The organism is Pseudoalteromonas sp. T1lg22 (genome assembly GCF_002964645.1).
GTDB lineage: Bacteria > Pseudomonadota > Gammaproteobacteria > Enterobacterales > Alteromonadaceae > Pseudoalteromonas.
Map to the genome: position 1 here is coordinate 116,076 of NZ_PQBY01000016.1, position 24,260 is coordinate 140,335.

General features: G+C 49.8%; 19 protein-coding genes. 4 read left to right on the forward strand and 15 right to left on the reverse strand.

Annotated elements, in window-relative coordinates; all coding sequences use genetic code 11:
• Window positions 1-5: 5 nt before the first annotated feature.
• From aceE to mdh, 3 genes are all read right to left on the reverse strand, one after another.
• Entirely contained in the window at window positions 6-2,672 is a 2,667-nt protein-coding gene (gene aceE / locus C2M24_RS10115) for a pyruvate dehydrogenase (acetyl-transferring), homodimeric type (RefSeq protein ID WP_105214693.1), read from the reverse strand.
• Between the two features lie 88 nt (window positions 2,673-2,760).
• Window positions 2,761-3,510, reverse strand: coding sequence for a pyruvate dehydrogenase complex transcriptional repressor PdhR (gene pdhR / locus C2M24_RS10120; protein WP_105200192.1), 750 nt, complete (start codon window positions 3,508-3,510; stop codon window positions 2,761-2,763).
• A gap of 282 nt (window positions 3,511-3,792) precedes the next feature.
• Window positions 3,793-4,728, reverse strand: a complete 936-nt coding sequence (mdh, locus tag C2M24_RS10125) for a malate dehydrogenase (RefSeq protein WP_105200191.1) — start codon at window positions 4,726-4,728, stop codon at window positions 3,793-3,795.
• A 493-nt stretch (window positions 4,729-5,221) separates the two neighbouring features.
• On the opposite strand from mdh, the gene argR reads away from it, so the two are divergent.
• Complete coding sequence (gene argR / locus C2M24_RS10130; protein ID WP_105200190.1) at window positions 5,222-5,689, forward strand: transcriptional regulator ArgR; 468 nt, start codon at window positions 5,222-5,224, stop codon at window positions 5,687-5,689.
• 38 nt (window positions 5,690-5,727) lie between these two features.
• Here the strand turns inward: argR and C2M24_RS10135 are convergent, their stop codons facing one another.
• From C2M24_RS10135 to C2M24_RS10160, 5 genes are all read right to left on the reverse strand, one after another.
• The gene (locus C2M24_RS10135) at window positions 5,728-6,624 is read right to left on the reverse strand and encodes a Dyp-type peroxidase (protein ID WP_105214695.1); all 897 of its coding nucleotides are present in this window, start codon (window positions 6,622-6,624) and stop codon (window positions 5,728-5,730) included.
• A 60-nt stretch (window positions 6,625-6,684) separates the two neighbouring features.
• Entirely contained in the window at window positions 6,685-7,725 is a 1,041-nt protein-coding gene (locus C2M24_RS10140) for an ABC transporter ATP-binding protein (RefSeq protein ID WP_105214697.1), read from the reverse strand.
• Entirely contained in the window at window positions 7,725-9,356 is a 1,632-nt protein-coding gene (locus C2M24_RS10145) for an ABC transporter permease (RefSeq protein WP_105214699.1), read from the reverse strand. The genes C2M24_RS10140 and C2M24_RS10145 overlap by 1 nt, the downstream gene beginning before the upstream one ends.
• 13 nt (window positions 9,357-9,369) lie before the next feature.
• Entirely contained in the window at window positions 9,370-10,386 is a 1,017-nt protein-coding gene (locus C2M24_RS10150) for a Fe(3+) ABC transporter substrate-binding protein (protein ID WP_105214701.1), read from the reverse strand.
• An 856-nt stretch (window positions 10,387-11,242) separates the two neighbouring features.
• Window positions 11,243-11,695 carry a Spy/CpxP family protein refolding chaperone gene (locus tag C2M24_RS10160; RefSeq protein ID WP_105214705.1) on the reverse strand — a complete coding sequence of 151 codons (453 nt, stop codon included), beginning with the start codon at window positions 11,693-11,695 and terminating at the stop codon, window positions 11,243-11,245.
• Window positions 11,696-11,860: 165 nt separating this feature from the next.
• On the opposite strand from C2M24_RS10160, the gene C2M24_RS10165 reads away from it, so the two are divergent.
• From C2M24_RS10165 to C2M24_RS10175, 3 genes are read left to right on the forward strand one after another with little or no spacing between them, the layout of a single operon-like run.
• Window positions 11,861-12,544, forward strand: a complete 684-nt coding sequence (locus C2M24_RS10165; protein WP_105214707.1) for a response regulator transcription factor — start codon at window positions 11,861-11,863, stop codon at window positions 12,542-12,544.
• A complete protein-coding gene (locus C2M24_RS10170; RefSeq protein ID WP_105214709.1) occupies window positions 12,545-13,912 on the forward strand; it encodes an ATP-binding protein in 1,368 nt (455 codons plus the stop codon).
• 6 nt (window positions 13,913-13,918) lie between these two features.
• Window positions 13,919-14,860: an alpha/beta fold hydrolase gene (locus C2M24_RS10175; protein ID WP_105214711.1), complete on the forward strand. Its 942-nt coding sequence runs from the start codon at window positions 13,919-13,921 to the stop codon at window positions 14,858-14,860.
• A gap of 356 nt (window positions 14,861-15,216) precedes the next feature.
• On the opposite strand, the gene panP is transcribed toward C2M24_RS10175, so the two are convergent.
• The 7 genes from panP to C2M24_RS10210 all read right to left on the reverse strand — a co-directional run bounded on the left by panP (window position 15,217) and on the right by C2M24_RS10210 (window position 24,201).
• Window positions 15,217-16,845: a pyridoxal-dependent aspartate 1-decarboxylase PanP gene (gene panP / locus C2M24_RS10180; RefSeq protein ID WP_105200180.1), complete on the reverse strand. Its 1,629-nt coding sequence runs from the start codon at window positions 16,843-16,845 to the stop codon at window positions 15,217-15,219.
• Between the two features lie 233 nt (window positions 16,846-17,078).
• Window positions 17,079-17,744, reverse strand: a complete 666-nt coding sequence (gene trmB, locus C2M24_RS10185; RefSeq protein ID WP_105200179.1) for a tRNA (guanine(46)-N(7))-methyltransferase TrmB — start codon at window positions 17,742-17,744, stop codon at window positions 17,079-17,081.
• Entirely contained in the window at window positions 17,744-18,511 is a 768-nt protein-coding gene (locus C2M24_RS10190; protein ID WP_105214713.1) for an ABC transporter permease, read from the reverse strand. Before C2M24_RS10190 ends, trmB begins: the two co-directional genes overlap by 1 nt.
• A gap of 2 nt (window positions 18,512-18,513) precedes the next feature.
• Window positions 18,514-19,434: an ABC transporter ATP-binding protein gene (locus C2M24_RS10195; protein WP_105214715.1), complete on the reverse strand. Its 921-nt coding sequence runs from the start codon at window positions 19,432-19,434 to the stop codon at window positions 18,514-18,516.
• Window positions 19,435-20,058, reverse strand: a complete 624-nt coding sequence (locus C2M24_RS10200) for a flavin prenyltransferase UbiX (protein ID WP_105214717.1) — start codon at window positions 20,056-20,058, stop codon at window positions 19,435-19,437.
• Window positions 20,055-21,410: a UDP-N-acetylmuramate:L-alanyl-gamma-D-glutamyl-meso-diaminopimelate ligase gene (gene mpl / locus C2M24_RS10205; protein ID WP_105214719.1), complete on the reverse strand. Its 1,356-nt coding sequence runs from the start codon at window positions 21,408-21,410 to the stop codon at window positions 20,055-20,057. The genes C2M24_RS10200 and mpl overlap by 4 nt, the downstream gene beginning before the upstream one ends.
• 361 nt (window positions 21,411-21,771) lie before the next feature.
• Complete coding sequence (locus C2M24_RS10210; RefSeq protein WP_233999538.1) at window positions 21,772-24,201, reverse strand: zinc-dependent metalloprotease; 2,430 nt, start codon at window positions 24,199-24,201, stop codon at window positions 21,772-21,774.
• Between the last annotated feature and the right edge of the window lie 59 nt (window positions 24,202-24,260).

Consider the following 24,260-nt stretch of genomic DNA (forward strand, 5'->3'; position numbering starts at 1 on the left):
ACCTCTTAAGCGTACAGCGGGTTAATCTTGTCTGCGTCGATGTTGAATTTCTTAATTGCTTCGGCAATTACAGACTTCTCAACATCACCACGTTTAGCCAGCTCAGTCAGTGCGGCAACTACCACGTAACCTGCGTTCACTTCGAAGTGACGACGTAGGTTTTCACGGCTATCCGAACGACCGTAACCGTCGGTACCTAGTACGCGGTAAGACTCAGCCGGGATAAAGGCACGAATTTGCTCTGCATAGTTCTTCATGTAGTCAGTCGCAGCAATCGCAGGTGCATCACCTAGTACAGAAGTTACATAAGGCACTTTTGCCTCTGCTTCTGGGTGTAGCATGTTGTAACGGTCTGCGTCTTGAGCATCACGGGTGATCTCATTGAATGAGGTTACCGAGAATACGTCAGAGGCAATGCCGTAGTCATCGCTAAGTATCTGCGCTGCTTTGCGTACTTCATTCATGATAGTACCTGAGCTTAGAAGCTGTACCTGGCCTTTGCTGCCAGCGTAACTTTCTAGCTTGTAGATACCCTTACGAATACCTTTTTCGGCGCCTTCTGGCATTGCCGGCTGATGATAGTTCTCGTTCATCAGAGTCAGGTAGTAGAAGACGTTCTCTTGGTTCTCACCGTACATGCGACGGATACCGTCTTCGATAATTACAGCAACTTCGTAGCCAAACGTTGGGTCGTAAGAAATACAGTTAGGCACTGTGTTTGCAAGAATATGGCTGTGACCATCTTCGTGCTGCAGACCTTCACCATTAAGCGTTGTACGACCAGCCGTTGCACCTAGAAGGAAGCCACGTGCTTGTTGGTCACCGGCCATCCACGCCATATCGCCTACACGTTGGAAACCAAACATTGAGTAGTAGATATAGAATGGGATCATAGGTAGATCGTTGGTGCTGTATGAGGTTGCTGCAGCAACCCATGAAGACATTGCACCTAGCTCGTTGATACCTTCTTGCAGTACCTGACCACCTTGGTCTTCTTTATAGTAAGAAACGATGTCACGGTCTTCTGGACTGTAGTTCTGGCCGCGCGGGTTATAAATACCGATTTGACGGAACAGACCTTCCATACCGAAAGTACGGGCTTCATCGGCAATAATAGGCACTATGTTTTTACCAATGCCCTTGTCTTTAAGAAGTACGTTTAAGGTACGTACGAAAGACATGGTCGTTGAAACTTCACGCTTTTGCTCTTCAAGCAGTGGCTTGAATGCATCTAACTGAGGTAATGCTAGCTCTTCGCTGAAGTTAGGAAGACGCTGCGGTGTGTAACCATGTAGGGCATTACGACGAGCGTGCAGGTATTCGTACTCTTTCGAACCTTCTTCTAGCGTTAGGTACGGAAGATTTGCTAAATCATCTTCAGATACCAAGTCATCTAGACCAAGACGGCTACGTAGGTGCGCTACGTGGGTCATGTCCATTTTCTTAACCTGGTGCGCGATGTTCTTACCTTCAGCAGCATCACCCATGCCATAACCTTTAACGGTTTTTGCAAGGATTACAGTTGGACGACCTTTGGTTTCTTGTGCTGATTTGAACGCTGCGAATAGTTTCGACGGCTCATGACCACCGCGCTTAAGGGCGAAGATCTCTTCGTCAGTCATATCGGCAACAAGGGCTGCAGTTTCTGGGTAACGACCGAAGAAGTGCTCACGTACGTAGGCGCCATCCTTCGCTTTATAGGTTTGGTAGTCACCATCAAGCGTTTCGTTCATAAGCTGAAGTAGCTTACCTGTTGTATCTTTAGCAAGCAGCTTATCCCAGCCACTGCCCCATACAACCTTGATCACGTTCCAGCCGGCACCTTTGAACAGACCTTCAAGCTCTTGAATGATCTTACCATTACCCATTACAGGTCCATCCAGACGCTGCAGGTTACAGTTAATTAGGTAACATAGGTTATCCAGACCTTCACGAGCGGCGAATGAAATCGCACCACGTGATTCTGGCTCATCCATCTCACCGTCACCCAGGAAGGCATAAACGCGCTGGTTAGATGTGTCTTTAAGACCACGACCATCTAGGTACTTAAGGAAACGTGCTTGATAGATTGACGCAATTGGACCCAGACCCATGGATACGGTTGGGAACTGCCAGAACTCTGGCATTAATTTCGGGTGCGGGTAGGAAGGAAGACCCTTGCCATCCACTTCCTGACGGAAGTTATCAAGCTGATCTGCAGTCAAACGACCTTCAACAAAAGCACGGGCATAAATACCCGGTGAAATGTGGCCTTGGTAATAAACCAGGTCACCGCCGTCTTGCTCATTAGGAGCACGGAAGAAGTGGTTAAAGCATACTTCGTAGAAGGCTGCTGACGACTGGAAAGACGCCATGTGTCCACCTAAGTCAAGTTCCTTCTTAGACGCACGCAGAACAATCATGATCGCATTCCAACGGATGATAGAGCGGATACGGCGCTCGATATTTACATCACCCGGGTATGCAGGTTCTTGATCTGCAGGGATGGTATTAACGTAGTTAGTGGTGGTGCCGGTTGGCATATCAACACCGTCTAAACGCGCTTGCTCTAGCACTTGCTCAAGAATGAATTGCGCTCGCTCAACACCCTCTTCACGCACTACAGACTCAAGGGCTTGTAACCACTCTTGGGTTTCTAATGCGTCTACGTCAACTTTATTGACTTCAGACATATGGAGTTTTCCTTATGTTTAAAATACGAATTTAAAATGCTAAAAAGCCCCCGTGCGAGCAAGGCTCCACAGGGGCTTAAAGCGAATTTTATTGTGTGCGGGTACGTCGCAATGAGCGCTCGATACGTGAGTGCTCCTTGGTTGCTTCCAATAATGCCTCTTCGATAAAGGCTAAGTGGGCATTACTGGCTAGACGTGCCTGCTCTGGGTGCCCTTCAATAACGGCTCCCATCAACACTTGACGGTGCTCAGCAAGTTGCTGTGACACCTCGGTTTTCTTCATCAGTACCTGCAGGTTTTGCAGGACATTTTGCTCCAGCAAGGCCTGCATACCGCGCACCAAATGCAGCAAAACTACATTGTGTGACGCTTCGGCGATGCAAAAATGAAAGGCATTGATGGCTTTGGCCTTCGCCGCCAGGTCATCGCTTACCTGAGCGATTTTTTCAAAGCTTTCTTTAACCTTGTCAAAATCAGTTTGGGTACCACGCAAGGCTGCATAGTAAGCCGCAATTCCTTCAAGGGCATGACGAAACTCTAGTAAATCAAATTGTGATTCCGGGTGCTTGCTGATCAGCTCGAAAAGCGGATCGCTTAACCCTTCCTCCAACTGGTTTTTTACAAAGGTGCCACCGCCTTGACGACGAGTGACTAAGCCTTTGGCTTCGAGTTTTTGAATTGCTTCGCGCAGCGACGGACGAGAGACTTCAAACTGTTTCGCAAGCTCACGCTCCGGCGGTAATTTTTCACCCGGTGCTAACGAGCCCTCGAGAATCATGTTCTCAAGTTGCGCTAGGATCACATCCGAAAGTTTCGCTGCTTTGACTTTTAATGACATGGTTATCTTTAGCTTCGGGTAAATTGGTCATACCAAAAAGTGCGGATAAGGTATCAGATTCCCCTCAGGCTGTCAAAATTGCCGCTATACACCGCCATTTTTATTCACTTCAGTATGTAAGATATGAACAAAAGTGAAAGTAATTTTCGCTCGGTAACAAATGGTCAAACCAGTTAATTGTATGTAAAAAGGCATAAAAAAAGCCCCTACAACAATCTGTAGAGGCTTATGCATCCGCGAGTAATACTCAAGGGATGCGACTAACTGCCCAAAGGCGTTAGCTTATTTATTCATGAAGTCGACACCTTCTTGGATGTCTTTGTTCAGAGTTGCAAGCATGTCGTCTTTTGCTTTTTGCTCAAACGCGCTTAGCTCGCCGTAAGAAAGAAGCTCTTCAACACCGTTCTTACCAAGACGTACTGGCTGTGCGAAGAATTGTGCGTCTTCACCATTACCTTCAACGTAAGCGTATTCGATCACGTCTTCACCCTGTAGGCCTTTCACTAGTGATAGGCAGAAACGTGCTGCCGCTGCACCCATTGAAAGTGTTGCGCTACCGCCACCGGCTTTAGCTTCAACAACTTCAGTACCCGCGTTTTGAATACGTGTAGTAAGTGCTGCGATTTCCTCGTCAGAGAAAGTAGCTCCTTCCACTTGTGAAAGAAGAGGAAGAATCGTAGTGCCCGAGTGACCACCGATCACAGGAACTTTAACCTGGCTTACGTCTAGACCTTTAAGCTCAGCTACGAAAGTCTCGGCACGGATAACATCAAGCGTTGTTACACCGAATACGCGAGCTGGGTCATAAGTACCCGCTTTTTTGAATACTTCAGCAACGATTGGCACAGTGCCGTTTACCGGGTTAGTGATAACACCCACCATGGCTTTAGGACAGTTTTTAACTATGCCTTCAGCAAGAGTCTGGATGATGCTCGCGTTTACGTTGAATAGGTCAGCACGATCCATGCCCGGCTTACGTGGCATACCCGCTGGGATCAAAACAACGTCACAACCGCTTAGTGCTGCATCAAGGTCGTCTTTACCGAAACCTTTTACTGCTACTGCAGTTGGGATGTGTGATAGGTCTACGGCAACACCAGGAACAACAGGCGCTACGTCGTATAGAGACAGTTCAGAACCAGCAGGAAGGCTATTTTTTAGTAGTAAAGATAGCGCTTGACCGATACCACCGGCAGCACCTAAAACGGCAACTTTCATTTTAATTCTCCGTAAATAACGAGACTAGGTTATGTGAGATTAGGGTCATCAGACCTAAAGATGGCCTAAAGATAATGAAAATAGGCGATAAAGACAAATTAATCCGCGTTATTTTGAGGATAATCTCGACCATAGTCGTAAACTTAACTGTAAAGATTCTAGGGTCTGTTTATCTTTGAGGTTTACTTTATGTTCAATCTAAACGCATTCTGGTCACGACGCTCGTTATGGTGCATAGTCATTCTATGTACATAGCGAGTAACACAGAGCAGGATGCGTTTAGATGAACCCGTAGGGCAGCGCTTGTAGCGCATTTCTACTGTGTTGTTACATGTTCATGTAGAATAACTACACCACACATGTGCCGCCTTGTATAAATACACTACAAACTGCTGAAGAAACAAACAGCAAAGGTCAACAGACCCTACTAAGATGAAATACACTGACTTCTTAGGTAGAATATTGACAACAATTTGCAAAGAAGAATGACATTATGCAAGCGCAAGAAAAACAGGAAGCTTTGGTAAAAGCCTTTAAGGCAATTCTTAAAGAAGAAAACTTTGGTTCACAAGGTGAGATTGTCGACGCCCTTAAAGAACAAGGTTTTGACAACATCAGTCAAAGCAAGGTTTCGCGCATGCTTAGTAAATTCGGCGCGGTGCGAACCCGTAATGCCAAACAGGAAATGGTGTACTGTTTGCCGGCCGAACTCGCCGTACCAACCGCTAAGTCCCCACTGCGCCAATTGGTGATCGATATAGTTCACAATGAAATGATGATCATCATCAACACCAGCCCGGGTGCGGCGCAATTGATTGCCCGCCTGCTCGACTCCTTGGGCAAGGCCGATGGCGTACTGGGCACCATAGCCGGTGACGATACCATCTTTATCGCTCCCGCCAAGGTGTCTGAAATCGATGTCACCTTAGATCGGGTACGCAAACTATTCGATAACGTATAAAAAAAGAGGCGCTCGCCTCTTTTTCTTTGTTCAATTACTTATAAACTTTTCAGTAATTCCACCGAGGGTGCAAAGAAAGCCGCGCCCATATCCGCCTGGGTGAAGTCGAGCCAGGCATCATAATGCAGATAATTACCCAGCTGACTATTAAGCATTTGCGCAAAGGCATTACCACTGGCGGCGCAGGTCACCGACAGCAGACCTTGTTTATTCATACTCGCAAAGGGCATACCCTGATGTAATAACAGCGGCTGGCCCTTTTCATCTTTTAACTCGGTGCACACCGCATGACTGTTGGCGCTAAGCGGCATCAACAGCTCACTGTCAAGACGCGTGCGCCCCATTACCAGCTCCTGCTCTTCCTGACTTAGTGCCTGCCAAGACGTGAGGTTATGGGTAAAGCGCTGCACATGGATATAGCTGCCATGCGCAAAATACTCTTCGTCACTGACTAGAGCGGTAAGCATTTTCTGGCGCCCGAAAGGGGTATCCGGGGCATAAACAAAGCCGTTAAAGTCGCGGCCATCGAGAAAACGGAAACAGCTGATTTCCTCGACCAGCTCCACCTTCCCTGCCAACAATTGCAAAACCCGCTGGCCAAAAAGATGATTTACGTCTTCACGGTCCGAGCGTATTTGTACAAATAAATCGAATGGCTGCACACCGACGCTATGATCGCTATGACTGATACGAGGAAAACTCGTGAGTGTTGATGGTGTACGTTGGGGGTGTAATAGCGGCCAATACTGAGCGCCGATGGCAACAAAGCTGGCCACCATGGCCTCAGAGAAGCGCTCGTCAAACTCTGTCTGTACATCGAGGAGCTGAGCAAGTTTGCCCTTGAGTGCTTCATCCTGACCATCAAGGACATTAAAAAACAGATGCAAGCCATGTAAGTTAGCTTGCGCGCACACGCCGGATTGCGCTTTGGCCATCTAATTTCCTATGTTTTTATTCTTGGATTGTGCCCGCCTGCGCTGCGGGCTGGGGCTGTTTTAGGCGGTGAAAAAATTCACCGCATGGGAACTAATTGTAATAGATAGCCTTTGTCCCGGCAAAAACTCTTGTTCAGGTTGTTTTACTGGTATTTCAATCTCTTGCCCTAACACCTGCACCCGATACACATACTCGGTGCCGACAAAACGCTTAGACACAACGGTTACAGGCCCCTTGTCATCGCGTATCAGTTGCAAGTCGTGCGGGCGCACGTATAACTGCCCGGTAAGCTCATTACCCGCCACCGCTTGGTGCGATTGAACCACGCCAAACTGGGTTTCAAAGTGATAGTCATCCTGTTTTTGCGCATCCAGATATAAACCTGAGCCAAGAAACTCGGCCACCACTTTCGAGCGCGGGTGATGAAAAAGCTGCTGCGGTGTACCCTGTTGAGCAATTTTCCCTTCATGCATCACCGCCAGGGTATCGGCAAAGGCAAAGGCCTCTTCCTTGGAGTGAGTCACGAAAATCGCCGACACCTGCTGGTCTTTAATAATGCGACGAATATCGGCGATCAGCTGAAAGCGCACCTGATGGTCAATATTGGAAAAAGGCTCATCCAACAACAAGAGGCTAGGCTTATAGGCTAAGGCTCGGGCGATGGCGACTCGCTGCTGCTGGCCACCGGATAACTGATGCGGGTAGCGGTTGGCACAGTCTTCGAGATGGACCAGCGCCAGCATTTCCTTAACCCGCTGCACCTTGTTGGCCCGGGTCATGGCCTTTAAACCAAAGGCGATATTCTGGGCCACATTTAAGTGTGGAAATAGGGCATAGTCCTGAAACATCATGCCCATATTACGATGCTGAGGCGCCACAAAGCGATTATCGTCGCATAAAATGGTCTCGCCGAGACGGATAACCCCTTGATGCGGGCGCAGCAAACCGGCGATGGCCTTAAGAGTGGTGGTTTTGCCGCAGCCACTGGCTCCTAACAGGCAAAGAATTTCGTTATCGCCCAAATGCAGGCTCAGGTTATCCACCACGGCACGCTCGCCATAGTTAAAGCTGATATTGTCTAAATGAAGCTGTGCCGTCATCAGTGTTTTTGCTCCATAGAGCGGTTAATAAAATAAAGCGGAATAAGACCCACAAGGACGATAAACAAGGCCGCCACCGAGGCCAGCTCAAGCTGTTCGTCGCTGACATATTGGAACACATGGGTGGCCAGGGTTTCGAAGTTAAAAGGCCGCAGCAGCAAGGCCGCTGGTAGCTCTTTCATACATTCGATAAAGACCAATAATCCTGCGGTTAAAATGCCCCGCTTCAGAATAGGAATATGTACACTGGTCAGGGTTTGCCTCGCATTGCGCCCCATGGACTGGCTGGCCATATCCAAACTCGGGCTAATACGGCTAAAACTCGATTCTATGCTGCCGTGGGCAATGGCGTAAAAGCGCACCACATAGGCAAACACAATTGCAAACAGGGTGCCGCTTAAGAACAGCCCAGGAGCCTTATCGTAGGGCTCAAGCCACAGATTGATGCTCTCTTCCAGAGTCGTCAGCGGCAACAACACGGCGATGGCCAGTACCGTACCCGGTAAGGCATAGCCTGTGCTGGCAAGACGCCCAGGCCAAAGGCTGGCAGGCGAAGGCGTTAAGCGCTGAAAGTAAACCACCAAGATACTCAGGGTAATAGCCAGGACGCTCACCAGAGCGGAAATCTTCAGGCTTTGCCAGGCATAAAGGAAAAACTCGCTGTTCCAGGCCTGCTCGAAGTAATCGATGGCATAACCCCCGAGCACCCAGACCGGCACCACAAAGGCGACCAATAATACTAGGCTGGCAAAAGCGCTGGCGGCGAATGCCTTGCCACCGGTGAGCGGATAGAGAGACTCATCACTGGGCTGGGTTTGTCGCTCAAACACAGCCTGATTACGACGGGAATAGCGCTCAATAAAAATCGCCACAAACAGAATTAGCAGCATGATGCCGGAAATTTTCGCCGCCGCGGTCAAGGAGTAGTAACCAAACCAAGTATCATAAACGGCGGTTGTTAAGGTGCTGACGGCAAAGTAACTTACGGTGGCAAAGTCGGCCATGGCTTCCATGCTGATCAACGCTACCGCCGCGGCAATGGCGCCCTGGCTCAAAGGCAGACTGATCTTAAAAAAGCTTTGCACCGGCGTATTCCCCATGATCTCCGCGGCCTGCACCAGCTTATGTGACTGCTCCTTAAGCGCCGTTTTAAAAATTAGAAACAAATAGGGATATAACACCAAGGCCAGCATAACTATGGCACCGCCTAGGGTGCGGATATCGAAAAACCAATAGTCGTCGGGAGATTGCCAACCAAAGGCATCGCGCAGCGCAATTTGCACTGGCCCCGCATAGTCGAACAAATCTGTATACACGTAGGCAATCAGGTAGGAGGGCATGGCCAGGGGCAACATCAAGGCCCAGGAAAAAAGCTTTTTACCGGGGAAATCACAATAGGCCACCAACCATCCCAGCGGCAGCGCTATCACGCAGCTCAACAAGGCCACGCCAAGGATCAACAAGATGGTGTTGCCAATATAATCCCACAGCACGGTTTCCCACAAATGCGCAAACACCAGAGGATCACTTTGCAAGGATTCAAAAATCAGGAAGCCTAACGGCAACGACAGGCCTAAGCCTGTCGTCCACGCAATCAGCTGCCACCAGGACAGCGAAAATTTAAACTGCATTGAAACTAATCAGTTAAAGGTCGAATTTAACCTCGTCAAGGAGTCGTAACGCGGCGCTACGGTGCTTGCTAATTTCCCCCAGCGGCAGCGTATCTTCTTTAAACTCACCCCAGGACGCAACCAGCTCAGACAAGGGCACACCCGGCTTCACCGGATATTCCATATTGACGGAGGCATACATATTTTGTGCCGTATTGTCGGTCATAAACTCGATCAGTTTCAAGGCATTTTCCTTGTTTTTCGAGTGCTTGGTCAGTACCACACCAGAGACGTTCACATGAGCGCCACGGTCTTGCTGGTTAGGGAAGTTGATATACACGGCATCCGCCCAGGCCTTTTGCTGCTCATCCTGCATCATTTTGCCGAAGTAATAGCTGTTACCTATGGCCACATCACACAGGCCCTCTTTCACCGCTCTCACTTGAGCGCGGTCATTTCCTTGCGGCTTACGCGCCAGGTTGGCTTTTAGGCCTTCGAGCCACTTTTTCGTCTCGGCTTCACCATGGTGAGCTATCATGGATGCCACCAAACCCAGGTTATAAGGGTGCTTGCCCGGACGCATACAAACCTTGTTGGCATACGCATCCGTGGCCAGGTCTTCGTAACTCAGGCTATCTAGCTTGCCGACTCTGTCTTTTGACGAATAAACATTACGCACGCGCTTGGTCAGTGCCACCCACTGACCATCAGGGTCGCGAAAGCCGGCGGGAATATTGGCATCGATCTGCTCGCTGCTGATGGTTTGCGTCAGTGCCATGTCTTCTAGCTGCATTAACGCACTGAAGTTTGAGGTTAGCACCAAATCAGCCTGCGTATGCTTGCCTTCACGCTTTAAACGCTCGATAAGACCTTTTTTGGCAAACACCACCTTGGTTTCGATACCGGTTTGCTCGGTGAATTTTTCTAAAATAGGTTCAATTAAGAAGGGCTGGCGAAATGAGTAAATATTAACGGTTTCTGAGGCTACTGCTGGCGCTGCAGACAAAACTGAAACAACCGATGCCAATGCAAATCCAAGTGCTTTCTTCACCAAGAGCTCCTAGTTAAATAAAAATAATTCTCAAAAGCATCATACTGTTTAAGACGAAAAAGTACAGTGCTAAACCGCTGGTAACCCCAATAATTTCCCAGTTGGCCCCCCACCTTGTGAGATATGTCTTACAAGTCACATGGCGATTGCCGCAATCAGTGCTAAAAATTTAAACAAAAAATTGCGTAACTCATTATTTATTAAGGAAAACATAGTTTATTACGCGGGTTTTACAGCTTTTATTATGAGTTTACCTGGCTGACCAGGGAAGAAACATTCCCTTATACTATCTTCATTGCTTGTGAGGGCGTACAAGCGGCAAAGTTAGGAAAACTTAGCAGGGACTGCCAGGAAGGACAGCTGCAGGATGCAGAACACGAAGGACTGTAATCTAGGACAAGGAAAAAGAGCAGGATGCTCAGGCACAGGATGTGCGAGGGGATACGGGCATTGGTTCGCCTAAGGAACGCCAGCAGGGAGCGGGCAACACAGGATGTGGGGGAGAGAACCAAAGCGGCTTAGTTATTCAAAATGCTAACTACATGCGATGCACTAAACCGTACGACAGGTTGTCACAGGAAAAAGGGGACAGGGACGACACTGCAGCAGCCATGTTGCAGCTTAATCACCCAGTGATTACAGGGAATTGAACTTGCTTCAATGCCGGCAGGATGCTGGAAAATTCCGTCAGCGCGACCTATATGGTCGCGTCTTTTTTATCTGCAATAAAATTTATCCCTGGTGTTTAACTGATGCTCACACTGTATTCCCGGCAGCGTTCATCTCCTTATAAACACACAAAGAAAAAGGGAGAAATTTCCCCCTTTTATTACTGCGTAGCTCAAATCAAACCAGCTTATTTATTGACATCCCGTTTCTCGGCATGACGTTTATTACGCTTTTCCTTCATTTGTGCAAACTTTTGTTGCTGCTCTTCGGTAAGAAGATTCCATACCTGATGCTTGCTTTTCAGATGAGCAATCTTGCGCTCCATCTGTTTACTTTGCTGGGCCTGAATGATTTCTCGGGCCGCCTGCTCATCAAAACTTTCGCTGGTATTAGTTAGCGCTTGCAAAGCCTTGTAGCCCTCGTGACGCGAGCCTCGTTGCGGCTTAAGTTGTTTATTGGCATCCATAATGGCTTTGATTTGCGTTTGCTGTTGCTCGCTAAGCTGTAATTGCTCAATCATGTGCTCGCTTAGCATGCCGTGCTCACCCTGCTTATGATGACCGCCCTGGCCTGCCATGGCGACGCTTGATGCTAAGCCGATAGAAATAACGGCGGCTGTAAGTAATTTATTTAATTTCATAACGGACTCCTAAGTTGTCCTTGGTTGTGAACTGGGTGTGTTATTTACTCTAGCAAGCGCAACGCAAAGCAGTGTCAGGAGCACGTAAAGGTTGTGTAAAGGTGTCGCACTGGAAACTTGCTATCAGTTAAGATGAAACTAGTTCCCGTGTTTTTGAGATAGGCGATGAAGGTTTTATTAATAGACGACGACATTGAACTGGCCTCCATGCTCAGTGAATATATACACTCCCAAGGCTTTGGAGTGGAATGTGCTCACGATGGTGAGCAAGGCCTGGCAATGGCCATGGAAAACAGACATGACCTGATCCTGCTTGATGTAATGCTGCCTAAGCTCGACGGCTTTGAGGTACTTAAGCAACTGCGCGCCACTTCCTTGGTACCAGTGATCATGCTAACCGCCAAGGGCGATGATTTTGATCGCATCTTCGGCCTTGAGCTTGGTGCCGATGACTATATTCCTAAACCCTTTAATCATCGCGAACTGATAGCAAGGATCAAGGCGATCACCCGGCGCATAGAACATATAAACAACAGCCAGCCGCGCCAAGAGTTGGAATTTGCCAACCTGAATATCTGTATGCAAAGTCGCAGCGCCAGCGCGCAAGGGCAAGCCCTGACCCTGACAGGTACCGAATTTGCAATCTTACATCTATTGTTACAAGAGCCCGGCGCAGTGATCAGCAAGGAGCAGATCAGCGAGCAGGTGTTAGGCCGGCGTTTGGCGCCCTACGATCGCTCCATAGATATGCATGTCAGCAACCTGCGCAAAAAAATAGCCGAACACATAGAAAACGAGCGCATTCGCACCGTTCGCGGTGCCGGCTACGTACTGATCGGAGACGCCTAAGTGTTCAAGCCTCTTAACAAGCTCTATGTAAAAATTTTCCTGTGGTTCTGGCTCACCTTCGCGGCCACCATAATACTCATGGCGGCACTGAGCTCAGTTAGCTTCAGCGATCTCAGTTATGAACCCTTGCAGGGCAGCGATGCCCATTACTTTAAGCGTTTGGGTCATGCTCTGGAGCGTTCGGCTAAAAAGCATCAGCACACGGCAGAGGCAGTGATCAACCAAGGACGCATGAAAAAACGTAAGCTATATCTGTATTCACCGGAAAAAGACCTGGCCTACAGTAACTTTAACGCCGCTGATGAGGTGGATTTAGGCCTGCTGAATTTTCGCCAGGATATGATGCCACAGATGATTTTTAATGAGCATTTCCACGCCCTCGGGCCCTTGTTGATCAATTTGCCAGATGGCCAGTACCAACTGTATGAGCTGCGCCCAGGTCGCACCCTGCCCTGGTTTGTGCGTCTCAAACTCCTGCCCCATTGGCTAAAGGTAGCGGTTGCCGTAGGAGCCTCTTTATTGTTGAGTTTTCTCTTTACCCGCACCCTGATAGGCCCGCTTAATTCCCTGCGCTCTAGTGCCCGGGCCATTGCCGAGGGTCAACTCGACAGCCGTGTGACTCAAGCCGCACAGCGAAACGATGAAATAGGCATTCTCGCCCGTGAATTCAACGCCATGGCGCAGCGTCTGGAAACCCTGGTCAATACCCAAAGGACCTTGCTTGGTGATATCTCTCACGAGCTGCGCTCACCGCTCACGCGCTTATCACTGGCCTGCGCCATAGCTCAGGACAAGGCCGATAAAGACACCTTGGCACAGCTGCAACGTATAGAAAAAGAAGCGCAACTTTTGGACCTGATGATAGAGCGCATCCTGACGCTATCACGCCTGGAAAACCGCCAGCAAAGCCTACAAACCCAAGCCTTTTCTCCGGCGCAACTGTTTGCCCCTGTGTTTACCGATGCCGAATTTGAGGCCAAATCACACAACAAAACCATCAGCTTACCCCAATTGCCAGAGCAACCGCTGCTGAATGTCGATGCCATGCTCTTGGCAAGCGCCTGCGAAAACCTGCTGCGCAACGCCATCAAATATGCCAATAGCCATATCGACGTGACGCTCAAGCATGAACAGCAACAATGGCAACTGAGCATTCGCGATGATGGCCCGGGCGTTGCCGAGCAAGAACTGGCTCATATTACCGAGCCCTTCTATCGTGTGGACACAGCCCGCACCCGCCACAGCGGCGGCACCGGGCTAGGTTTGGCCATTGCCGCCAAGGCCATCGCCGCCCATCAGGGGGAGCTGGTATTGCAAAATCATCCTCAAGGTGGTTTAGTAGCCACCATCAAGCTACCTACGACTTAATACTGAATGTTTTATTCCAGCGAAGCCCTGCTCCATAAAAACGATGATGCCATTGCCCATTTTTGGCATCAGGATATGATCTCAGGCTTTTTGGATACCAAGCATGGTAAGTTGTTTTACGCCTATCATCTGCCCTATCGCGCCGATTACGCCTTGGTGATCAGCTCGGGGCGCATCGAAGCGGCGCAAAAATATCAGGAATTGCTGTGGGAGCTGGCGCGTAACAATATCGCCGTGTTTATAGTCGATCATCAGGGCCAGGGGCGCTCCTACCGCCATCTTACCGATACCCATAAGGGCTATGTCGGCGATTTCGAGGACTATAAATCGGATCTGCATGAGTTTATTACCCAGGTCGTCAATCCCCAATGGCCGGGCAAAAAGGTCTTGCTCGGTCACTCCATGGGCGGCGCCATCGCTCTGGATTATGCATGCACTCATCCTGAACAGTTTGCCGGACTCTTTTTAAGTGCCCCCATGTTGCAGATAAACACGGGCTCAACGGCGCCCTGGCTCGCCAAGTTGTGGGCCAGCTCTGTCTGCACCTTTACTAAGGGCGAAGGTTATGTGCCCGGACACGGCCCCTATGCGGCGGTGCCCTTTAGCGAAAATGAATTAACCCATAGTGAGGAGCGTTACCGGCGTTTTCGTGCCTTGTATCAGCAAAGCCCGGAATTACAGCTAGGTGGCGTGACCTATAAATGGTTGAATGCGGCCTTTAAGGCGATAGCAAAACTAAGGAAGAGTCTGTGCCCTGTGCCCTTGTTTATTGCCGCAGCGCAACAAGATAGTGTGGTGGATACCTCGCCCTATCAGGACTTTGTCCATGCCCAGCAGCAGGCGGCATTAAAAACCTACTCTGGCGCTCGGCATGAACTTTTATGCGAGCAGGACTCCATACGAAAAGCCCTGCTGCGCGATTTGCTCAACTTCTGCGAGCAATTATAAGTAACCTGAGCTTCGGATAGCTAATGCCTTTCTAGCAGCCAGTTTTGGCGCTAACGGCGTTGAATTCACTACCAATAGCCAGCTATTAGTGCGTAAATTCGCTGGTTATCCCTAAAACTCTCTGGCTAGACAAGGGGGTATATTTATACCAATTCACTTAAATAGCTAATCATTCTAGCGGGCTAAATATCGTGCTAACGGTGTTGGAATTTTTATATGTAGAATAACTACATAGGAAAAATTCCGCCTTGTTATCACATCATTTATCCAGCGCTATATCTGATCACATACTTAACAGAATTGGTATTATAGTGAACTTTAAAAAACAATAAGTTAGCTCATCCCTTACCCAAACCTCAGGTTAAGTATTTCGCTAGGTATTTCTTATACATGGGATCGGACAAGGCCAGCTCCCGCTGCTCAGCCAGGATATTTTGCAATATTTCCTTTGAAGTAAGAGGGTTAGCCAAGACCACACGGAACACTACGGTCGGCTGATAGCCATATTCTGGCGGCGTTAATCGGGTTCGCGACACGAATGAACGTCCGGCTTCACGCTGGCGCTTCTGCATACTGGCGGTAAAGCGGTTAAGGGCAGCGTAAATATCCAGCTTGGTTTGCTCATCGGCGGTTTTTAAGCGCGCCTTGATGGCCTCGGGCACATAGCGATAGGTCAGCAAACACAGCTCAGGCTCGGAGATCAGTTCAAAGTCCGGCTCCGCCTTGATCAAGTCGGCAAAGTAACGGGCCTTGTCCAAGCTCTTGTCGATCAGCATTTCATAGCCTTTACGACCAATAATACGCAAGCAGGCATGCACCAGCATGGCCATGCCCGGACGGCTGCCTTCCAGGGTATGGCTGCCTAAGTCTTTTGAGCCCTTACGCAGAATATATTCGGCGTGGTGTTCGATGGCATCGGTGGCCGTGGGATCTTTAAACAGCACGATACCCGCGCCCATGGGCACATACATTTGTTTATGGGCATCTATGGTGATGGAGTCGGCACGCTCGATACCGGCCAACAAATGACGGGCATTTTGCGACAACAGGGTCGCCCCCCCCCAGGCTGCATCGACATGGAAATGGCAGTCGATTTCCGCCGCCAAATCCGCCATTTCATTAAGAGGGTCGATATTACCGGTTTCCGTAGTCCCGGCTACACCGACAATGGCCATCACCTTAATACCTTGCGCCTGCAGCGCCTGCGCTTCTTTGCGCATGGCCTCCACATCCACCTTATTGTCTTTATCGGTAGGAATGGATATAAAGTGGTCGCGACCTATGCCAAGTAAGTCTGCCGACTTACCCAGTGAATAGTGACCGCGCTCCGACACCAGTACCGCCAGGCCCTTGTAGCCATAGTGGAACATGGCCGCAATAAGGCCTTGAGCGCCTATGCCTTTAAAATCACCTTCGGGTTTGAGTAAGCGGTTACGGGCGATCCACAGCGCCGTAATATTAGCCACTGTACCGCCGGAGCAAAAAGCGCCTAAGGATGTCTTGGCACTGTGCATCCATTTATCATAAAAACCCTGCTTACGGTCATAAGCCATATGATGGAGCATGCCGATAACCTGGCGCTCCAAAGGCGTAAAGGCCTTAGAGGTCTCAATTTTTACCAGGTTTTGGTTTAAACCCACCATCAGCTTAGACAGTGGCAACACAAAGTGAGGCAGGGCCGAGGTCATATGGCCGATAAAGCTTGGAGCTGCGGTGTGTACCGAGTGCGCCACCAGCTTATCCATGATGTCCTGCGCGTGAGCGCTGACAAACATAGGCTCTTCTGGGATCTGCGCCGATTCAAAATCGCGCTCAATTTCATGCAGCGGTTTTTCCACCGCAGCGATGTTCTCATTCAGGAAACCGGCCAGGTTACTGGAGATCTCGGCTTCTATTTTGCTGAGCGTTGAGTCCGGTGCCTCTGGCACCGTAAAGACGCGCATCAAGCTGTGCTCTGATGCTACGGCAAAACGCTTATCACTCATGACATACCTAATTGGGTTGGCTTGGATACCGGTTCACTATACCGATATAAGGCGATGACGGATCGCTTCAAGCGGTCGATTTACTTGCGCTCACTTTATAGCAATCACCTAAAAAAGTCTTGCAGCTTTGGTCAATTTTAAGAATGTTGCATGAATTTTTTACGACATTCTCAACATAAGTTTCAGTGATGGGCACAAGTTCGGAGTCCGTCCTTGTGCCCAACCAGATACGCTTACAGATCAACCACTAAGCGATAGCTTTGCTGGCCACTGGCCCAATACTTACGCTCGAACGGGGTAATGGCTGTGTCACTGGCATACTCACTGACCTGAGTTGGGTGTCCCGCCAGTTGCAGAGCACGGGCAAACTCACGCACATAAATATCCCAGTTGCTGCGCAGTTCAAGCTTGCCGCCAAGCTGCACTATGCTTGGGAATACCGCGGCGCCATGCCAGCGTCGCTGCAAGTGCTTGGCCTTGGGCCAAGGGTTGGGATAGAGCAAATAATGGTGCGTTGGCTGCCAGTTGGCCTGCACGGCCAAGCGCCAAAAGTCGTTCAGATCCGCCTGCACCAGCATATACTGGGCATCTTCATCCTGGCGATACTGCACATCATGCTTATCTAAACGGTGCGCCGACTTATCTATGCCTATCACTAGCGCGTCTGGGTGCAGCTTAGCCAAGTTAGCTGTACTCTCCCCGACGCCACAACAGGAATCAAGAATAATAGGGCCATTAAAAGCCTGCACCCTGGCATTAACCTCATCAAAGGCCGCTTGAGTATGCGCGGCAATGGGCTTTTTAAACTCCGCACTCAGGTGCTTGTTCACCACTTCATCAAGTTTTTCATGCAGGCTTGGCTGGTTAGAGACTATGGCTCTTGAATTTGCTTCGCTCATCAGTGACGTAACCCCACACCTTTACGAATCAATGTTAATGCTAAGGTAAATAACACAGTAATAAACGCCAGCAAGACGGCGAATGAGAACCAGATATTTACATCGGACACACCTAAAAAGCCAAAGCGAAAAGCATTGACCATGTAGATGATGGGGTTAATTTGCGATACCCCTTGCCAAAACTCAGGCAGTAGCGTGATGGAATAAAACACGCCGCCCAAGTAAGTCAGTGGCGTTAGCACAAAGGTCGGGATAATGCTGATATCGTCGAAGCTGTTGGCATACACGGCATTAATTAAACCGCCGAGGGCAAACACCGCCGAAGTTAAAATCACCGTGGCGACAATCACAAAGATATTATGAATTTGAATATCCACAAAAAACAGTGATACCAGGGTCACGATTAAGCCCACCAGCATGCCACGAGCCATGCCACCGCCCATATAACCCAGCACAATAATGTAATTGGGCACCGGCGCCACCAGCAGCTCTTCTATACTCTTTTGAAACTTGGTGGAATAGAAACTTGAAGCCACATTAGAGTAGGAGTTAGTGATCACCGACATCATGATCAGACCCGGGACGATAAATTCCATATAGCTAAAGCCACCCATTTCGCCGATGCGCGAGCCGATCAGGCTACCAAAAATCACGAAATACAAAGTCATGGTGATCGCCGGGGGTACCAGGGTTTGCACCCAAATTCGCAAAAAGCGAATACATTCTTTGATCCAAATACTTTTTAGCGCAATGCCATACTTCAACATGATCACTCCCCTCGCCCTTGATTTAACAAGCCGACGAACAACTCTTCTAAACGGTTGGCCTTGTTACGCATGCTTAGCACAGTATTGCCCTGCTCACTTAAGGCGCTAAATACACCATTAAGGCCCTGTGACTTGGCGACTTCAACCTCCAGGGTGTGGTCGTCGGTCAGGGCAAATTGGTAGCCCTCCAGGCTTATCGGCTGCACCGGCTGTTTTAAATCAAGCACAAAGGTTTCTTTATCCAGCTTAGCCAGCAGCGCCTTGATGGTGGTGTGCTCAACTATGATGCCATGGTCGATAATGGCGATGTTTTTACAGAGCAACTCGGCTTCTTCCAAGTAGTGGGTGGTAAGAATAATGGTCACCCCTTGCTTGTTGATTTCACGTAAGAAATCCCACATGGAGCGGCGTAATTCGATATCTACACCCGCGGTTGGCTCATCAAGAATCAACAGCTTGGGCTCATGCATTAGGGCGCGGGCGATCATCAGGCGGCGTTTCATACCACCAGAAAGCGTACGAGCGGCCTTGTCTTTTTTATCTAACAAACCAAGCTGTGCCAGGTACTTGTCGGCACGCTTATGGGCTTCGGCGCGAGGCACGCCATAATAACCGGCCTGGTTAACTAAAATCTGCTGCAGGGTTTCAAACTGGCTAAAGTTAAACTCTTGCGGCACTAAACCCAGCTCGGATTTAGCCGCTTCCAGGTCGGTATCTATATCATGGCCGAAAACTTCAACCTTGCCCGCAGTTTTGTTCACCAGCGATGAGATCACCCCTATGGTGGTGGACTTACCGGCGCCATTGGGGCCTAACAGGGCAAAGAAATCCCCCTGCTGTACTTTTAAATCTATGCCTTTGACGGCTTCAACGCCGTTTTTATAGGTCTTTTTTAACCCTTGAATATTCAATGCAATGGTCATTTATTTTTGTTCTCCATAACCCCAACGCGAGGTAAGTCTCTGCTCTATGCCCAGATGATCGAGAATACGGGCCACCATAAAGTCGACCAGATCGGCTATCGACTCAGGTTGATGATAAAAGCCCGGAGCCGCCGGCATTATGGTGACGCCCATGCGCGCCAGTTTCAGCATATTTTCCAGGTGAATTTCACTAAAAGGGGTTTCTCTGGGTACCAAGATCAGTTGGCCACGCTCTTTGATCACCACATCGGCGGCACGCTCCATCAGGTTGTCCGAGGCGCCTAGGGCAATGGCCGACACGGTACCGGCACTGCAGGGACACACCACCATTTTTTTCGGCGCGGCTGAGCCTGATGCTACCGGGCTGAACCAGTTATCCTTACCAAAGACCTTAAGTTGGCCATCGGCAGCATTGACCAAGGCACTGAGTTGCTCCGTTGCCTTATCCTCATGGCCGGACAGCTTAATGCCGGATTCGGTATCAAACACCACCCGGGCGGCGCTGGAGATCAACACAAATACCTGGTGGCCTTGCTCTATCAACACCTGTAATAAACGCAAACCGTAAGGGGCTCCGGAGGCGCCGCTAAAGGCCAGGGTAATGGGCTCTTTAAATGTGCTCATGATGTTTCCTTTTGTGCTAAGGCATGGAGCAGCTTTTGATGAATGCCGCCAAAGCCACCGTTACTCATAACCAATATATGACTCCCAGTTTCGGCCGCGGCCACTATCTCTGCCACCAAGGCATCAATATCCGCTAAACAACGGGCACCGGCCTGCTCGGCGCGCTCTTGCAGCGACCAGCCAAGCTCGGGGGGCTCGAATAAAAATACTTCATCGGCGCCTGCAAGGGAGTCCAGCAGGGTGTCCTGATGCACCCCCATCTTCATGGTGTTTGAGCGCGGCTCTAGCACCGCAATAATGCGCTCATCGCCGACCTTGGCACGCAGACCCGCCAAGGTGGTGGCAATGGCCGTGGGGTGATGGGCAAAGTCGTCATAAACATTGACGCCAACTACCTCACCCTTGTGCTCCATACGGCGCTTAGGCGAGATAAATTCCGCCAGCGCGGCTATGCTGCTTGCCACCGGAATCCCCACATGGCGGGCGGCGGCTATGGTCATCAGGGCATTCTTAACATTGTGCTCGCCAATGGCCTGCCAACGCACCACGCCTTGCGGCTCACCGGCAAACAATACGGTGAATTCACTGCCATCGGCCTTAAGTAGCTGATAATCCCATTGCGCGGCGCCTAAGACTTCTTGTTCACTCCAAAAGCCCTTGTTGATCACCTCGACCAGCGCCTGATCATCGCTGGGGTAAATCGCCTTGCCCGAGCCTGGCAGAGTTCGCAGTAGGTGGTGAAACTGGGTTTGAATGGCGCTTAGGTCGGCAAAAATATCCGCATGGTCAAATTCCAGGTTATTCAGGATCAGCGTTCTTGGCAGGTAATGGACAAACTTACTGCGCTTGTCGAAAAATGCCGTGTCATATTCATCGGCCTCGATAACGAAAAACGGGGTTTCACCCACGCGCGCCGAGATACCGAAATTCTGCACTACACCGCCAATTAAAAAGCCCGGCTTGAGTCCGGCGTATTCCAGCACCCAGGCCAGCATACTGGCAGTGGTGGTTTTACCATGGGTACCGGCGACCGCTAACACCCAGCTATCACGCAGGATATGCTCTTTTAGCCATTCAGGACCCGAGGTATAACACAGGCCTTTTTCCAATACATATTCAACACAGGGATTGCCGCGACTCATGGCATTACCAATGACCACTACGTCGGGGGCTGGCTCTAGCTGAGCGGGATCATAGCCCTGCACCAATTCAATGCCTAACTCTTCAAGCTGAGTGCTCATCGGCGGGTAAACGTTTTGATCCGAGCCGGTCACATGATGGCCTAAGGCCTTGGCAATCGCCGCAATACCGCCCATAAAGGTACCGCAGATGCCGAGAATATGTATGTGCATAATGACTTCCTAATAATAAAAGCCGCGCAATGGCTAGGGTCTGTTGACCTTTGTTGTTCGTTTCTGCAGCAGTTTGTAGTGTATTTATACAAGGCGGCACATGTGTGGTGTAGTTATTCTACATAAACATGTAACAACACAGTAGAAATGCGCTACAAGCGCTGCCCTACGGGTTCATCTAAACGCATCCTGCTCTGTGTTACTCGCTATGAACATAGAATGACTATGCAGCATAACGAGCGTCGTGATCAGAATGCGTTTAGATTGAACATAAAGTTAACCGCAAAGATAAACAGACCCTAAGTATTGCGCGGCCTTATATGATGCCAAATTTAGCCTTGCCAATCTACCTAGGGTCTCCCTAAATAGGCGAGCCTGGTGGTAAGGGTAATGGCTTAAAGCCTTGTTGCCACTGACCGGTTTCAAGGAAATGATTAATGGCATCGGCCAGATGTTGTTTAAAGGCGCTCTCCCCTGAGCTAACGCTACCTAGCAGCTTGTTTTGTCTGTAGTCATCAGCCACACGCTGCAGGTAAAACTTGAACTGGGCCTGCACCTCAGGTGCCACCTTATCGCTGGCAACCAGATTGGCAAAGTGCTGTGCCGTCAACCATTGAATACGGTGCTGCACTTTTGCCTCCATGGCATTGCCATGGTTATTGTCGAATACCCGCTTCACCAGGGTATCAAGCAAGGTATCCAGATTATAGGCCTGTTCAGAGCGGGCACCTTGCTGCGCCAGACGATTAACGCGCTCTGGGTGTAACAGCAGGCTCAAGCTATGGTTTGCCGCCACTTCAGGCAGAGCCATGGCATCCAGAGTCAGACCGGTACGGCCTACTATGCTTTCGCGGGTGCTGTATTCGCCATAGGCTTTAGGCGGGATCAAGGCCAGAATTGACTCCGGCACCACCAGCTCTTTGGCATCCAAAGTAAGCAGCAGCGAGGCCAAAGCCTGACGTTGCACCTCAGCATCGACCACTTGCGCGCCCTGCACCTGCTCTTTACCACGCACCTCGTAGCTGTAATCCACACCGGCGATCAGCTTGACCGCGGCTTCCACCTGATAACGGTGGAATAGATACAAGGGCACCAGCACTTCTTCAAGTTGAGATAAGGAGGTGCCAGCTTTGATATTATCAACGCCAAAACGGGACAGGGCTTTGGCCCGTACCGCCATCACGCGTTCCAGCTCTTTACTTGGGTTATCGCCGTTATCCCACAAATGACCATTGGGATGGGCGCCGCCCTGAGCACGGGCGTCTCTATCGGAGATAAACTCGAGGCCAAGGGCTTTGTTCTCGGCAAGGATCTTGGCCAAGGCTTGAGCCTCGTTTTGGCGGCTAAAATCGCCATAACCATATTTAATCACCTGCTCATCCCACACTCCCATGCCCTTGGCATAGGCTTTTGATATATCCAGCACACCCTGCTCGTCCAGGCTGACCAAGGGATGCGGGTAGTCCATCACCGAAGCACGCGCTTTGGGCGAAGCGGCAAAGTTATGGGCTATTCCCAGGGTGTGACCAATTTCATGGGCGCTGAGCTGACGAATTCTGTCCAGCGCCATGGCCTGCAACTCGGCGGTGACTTCATCACCCTTTTTATAAGGAGCGGCCAGGGCTTCGGCAATCAGGATATCCTGACGCACACGCAGCGAACCTAGTGTGACATGACCTTTAATAATTTCACCGGTGCGCGGATCTATCACTGAGCTGCCGTACGACCAGCCTCGAGTGGCGCGATGTACCCATTGAATAACGTTAAAGCGTACGTCCATGGGGTCGGCATGCTCGGGCAGCATTTTGACCTGGAAGGCATTTTTATAACCGGCTTTTTCAAACGCGGCATTCCACCATTTGCCACCATCGAGTAAGGCGCTGCGCACCGGCTCCGGCACGCCCGGATCAAGGTAGTAAATAATGGGTTTCACCGGCTCGCTGACGGCCTGATTGGGGTGTTTTTTGGCCAGGCGATGGCGGGGGATATAGCGCACCAGCATGCTCTCGCCCAAGGGCGCAGAATAATCCTTGTGCTCTATGCTCCAATACCCGGATTGCGGGTGGAAGGCTCTTGGCTGGTATTTATCGTCCGGCAAGGCAACGAATGAGTGATGCATATTCACGCTGATGGCGTAAGGGTCGGCGCTCACCTGTTTCACATACTCGCCAGGCTTAGTGCCGGTAAAGGTGAGCACCGCTTCCAGTTCGGTATTTTTCACAAATGACTTACTGCGCGGCATAAACACCGCACTGCGGCTGGTGTCGACACTAAAGTTACCTTGCTTACGCGCCGCCAGGGTGCGACTAACACCGTGCACATCACTGAGCAGATAAGGGGTGTAGTCCAGCAGCACTCGGGAATCCGTGCTCGCCTGCACCTCAAAACCGTACAAAATACTCGAGGCAAAGGCCTCATTCACGCTTTGTTGCTCGGCGCTGTTGCTGCTCGAGGCGCGGTAATTCGTATTCAATGCACGCAACATCACCTTATTGCCCATACGCTCGAACTGCGCCAAATAGGTATTACCCAACTGGCCACGGTCTAAGCCAATATCATTGGAGCCCAAACCATAGGGCAGGCTTTGCTGCAATAGAAACGGCGCCTTCAGCTTATCCACCTCAAGATAAAGCTTGCCCTCATCATTGGCATAATAAAAGGTGAAATAGCCAGGATATTTGCTCATATTTTGAGTAAATTGGCTGATAGACTTAATTGCTGCCTGCGCTTGGGTTATCATAGGCAAGAACAAAAGAAACAGTGCTATTCGTATTATCTGCGTACTTGGCATAATTCTCACTTTTGTTGTTATTGGTATCGTAGGTTGGCTGTGGAATTTATAAGCCTTGA

Bases quoted from the DNA above. Each gene is read 5' to 3' on its own strand.
- argR (WP_105200190.1), top strand. From the start codon at position 5,222: ATGCAAGCGCAAGAAAAACAGGAAGCTTTGGTAAAAGCCTTTAAGGCA.
- C2M24_RS10140 (WP_105214697.1), bottom strand. From the start codon at position 7,725: ATGACGGCACAGCTTCATTTAGACAATATCAGCTTTAACTATGGCGAG.
- C2M24_RS10165 (WP_105214707.1), top strand. From the start codon at position 11,861: ATGAAGGTTTTATTAATAGACGACGACATTGAACTGGCCTCCATGCTC.
- trmB (WP_105200179.1), bottom strand. From the start codon at position 17,744: ATGAGCGAAGCAAATTCAAGAGCCATAGTCTCTAACCAGCCAAGCCTG.
- aceE (WP_105214693.1), bottom strand. From the start codon at position 2,672: ATGTCTGAAGTCAATAAAGTTGACGTAGACGCATTAGAAACCCAAGAG.
- C2M24_RS10200 (WP_105214717.1), bottom strand. From the start codon at position 20,058: ATGAGCACATTTAAAGAGCCCATTACCCTGGCCTTTAGCGGCGCCTCC.
- mpl (WP_105214719.1), bottom strand. From the start codon at position 21,410: ATGCACATACATATTCTCGGCATCTGCGGTACCTTTATGGGCGGTATT.
- C2M24_RS10175 (WP_105214711.1), top strand. From the start codon at position 13,919: ATGTTTTATTCCAGCGAAGCCCTGCTCCATAAAAACGATGATGCCATT.
- C2M24_RS10145 (WP_105214699.1), bottom strand. From the start codon at position 9,356: ATGCAGTTTAAATTTTCGCTGTCCTGGTGGCAGCTGATTGCGTGGACG.
- C2M24_RS10190 (WP_105214713.1), bottom strand. From the start codon at position 18,511: ATGTTGAAGTATGGCATTGCGCTAAAAAGTATTTGGATCAAAGAATGT.
- C2M24_RS10160 (WP_105214705.1), bottom strand. From the start codon at position 11,695: ATGAAATTAAATAAATTACTTACAGCCGCCGTTATTTCTATCGGCTTA.
- pdhR (WP_105200192.1), bottom strand. From the start codon at position 3,510: ATGTCATTAAAAGTCAAAGCAGCGAAACTTTCGGATGTGATCCTAGCG.
- C2M24_RS10195 (WP_105214715.1), bottom strand. From the start codon at position 19,434: ATGACCATTGCATTGAATATTCAAGGGTTAAAAAAGACCTATAAAAAC.
- mdh (WP_105200191.1), bottom strand. From the start codon at position 4,728: ATGAAAGTTGCCGTTTTAGGTGCTGCCGGTGGTATCGGTCAAGCGCTA.
- C2M24_RS10135 (WP_105214695.1), bottom strand. From the start codon at position 6,624: ATGGCCAAAGCGCAATCCGGCGTGTGCGCGCAAGCTAACTTACATGGC.
- panP (WP_105200180.1), bottom strand. From the start codon at position 16,845: ATGAGTGATAAGCGTTTTGCCGTAGCATCAGAGCACAGCTTGATGCGC.
- C2M24_RS10210 (WP_233999538.1), bottom strand. From the start codon at position 24,201: ATGCCAAGTACGCAGATAATACGAATAGCACTGTTTCTTTTGTTCTTG.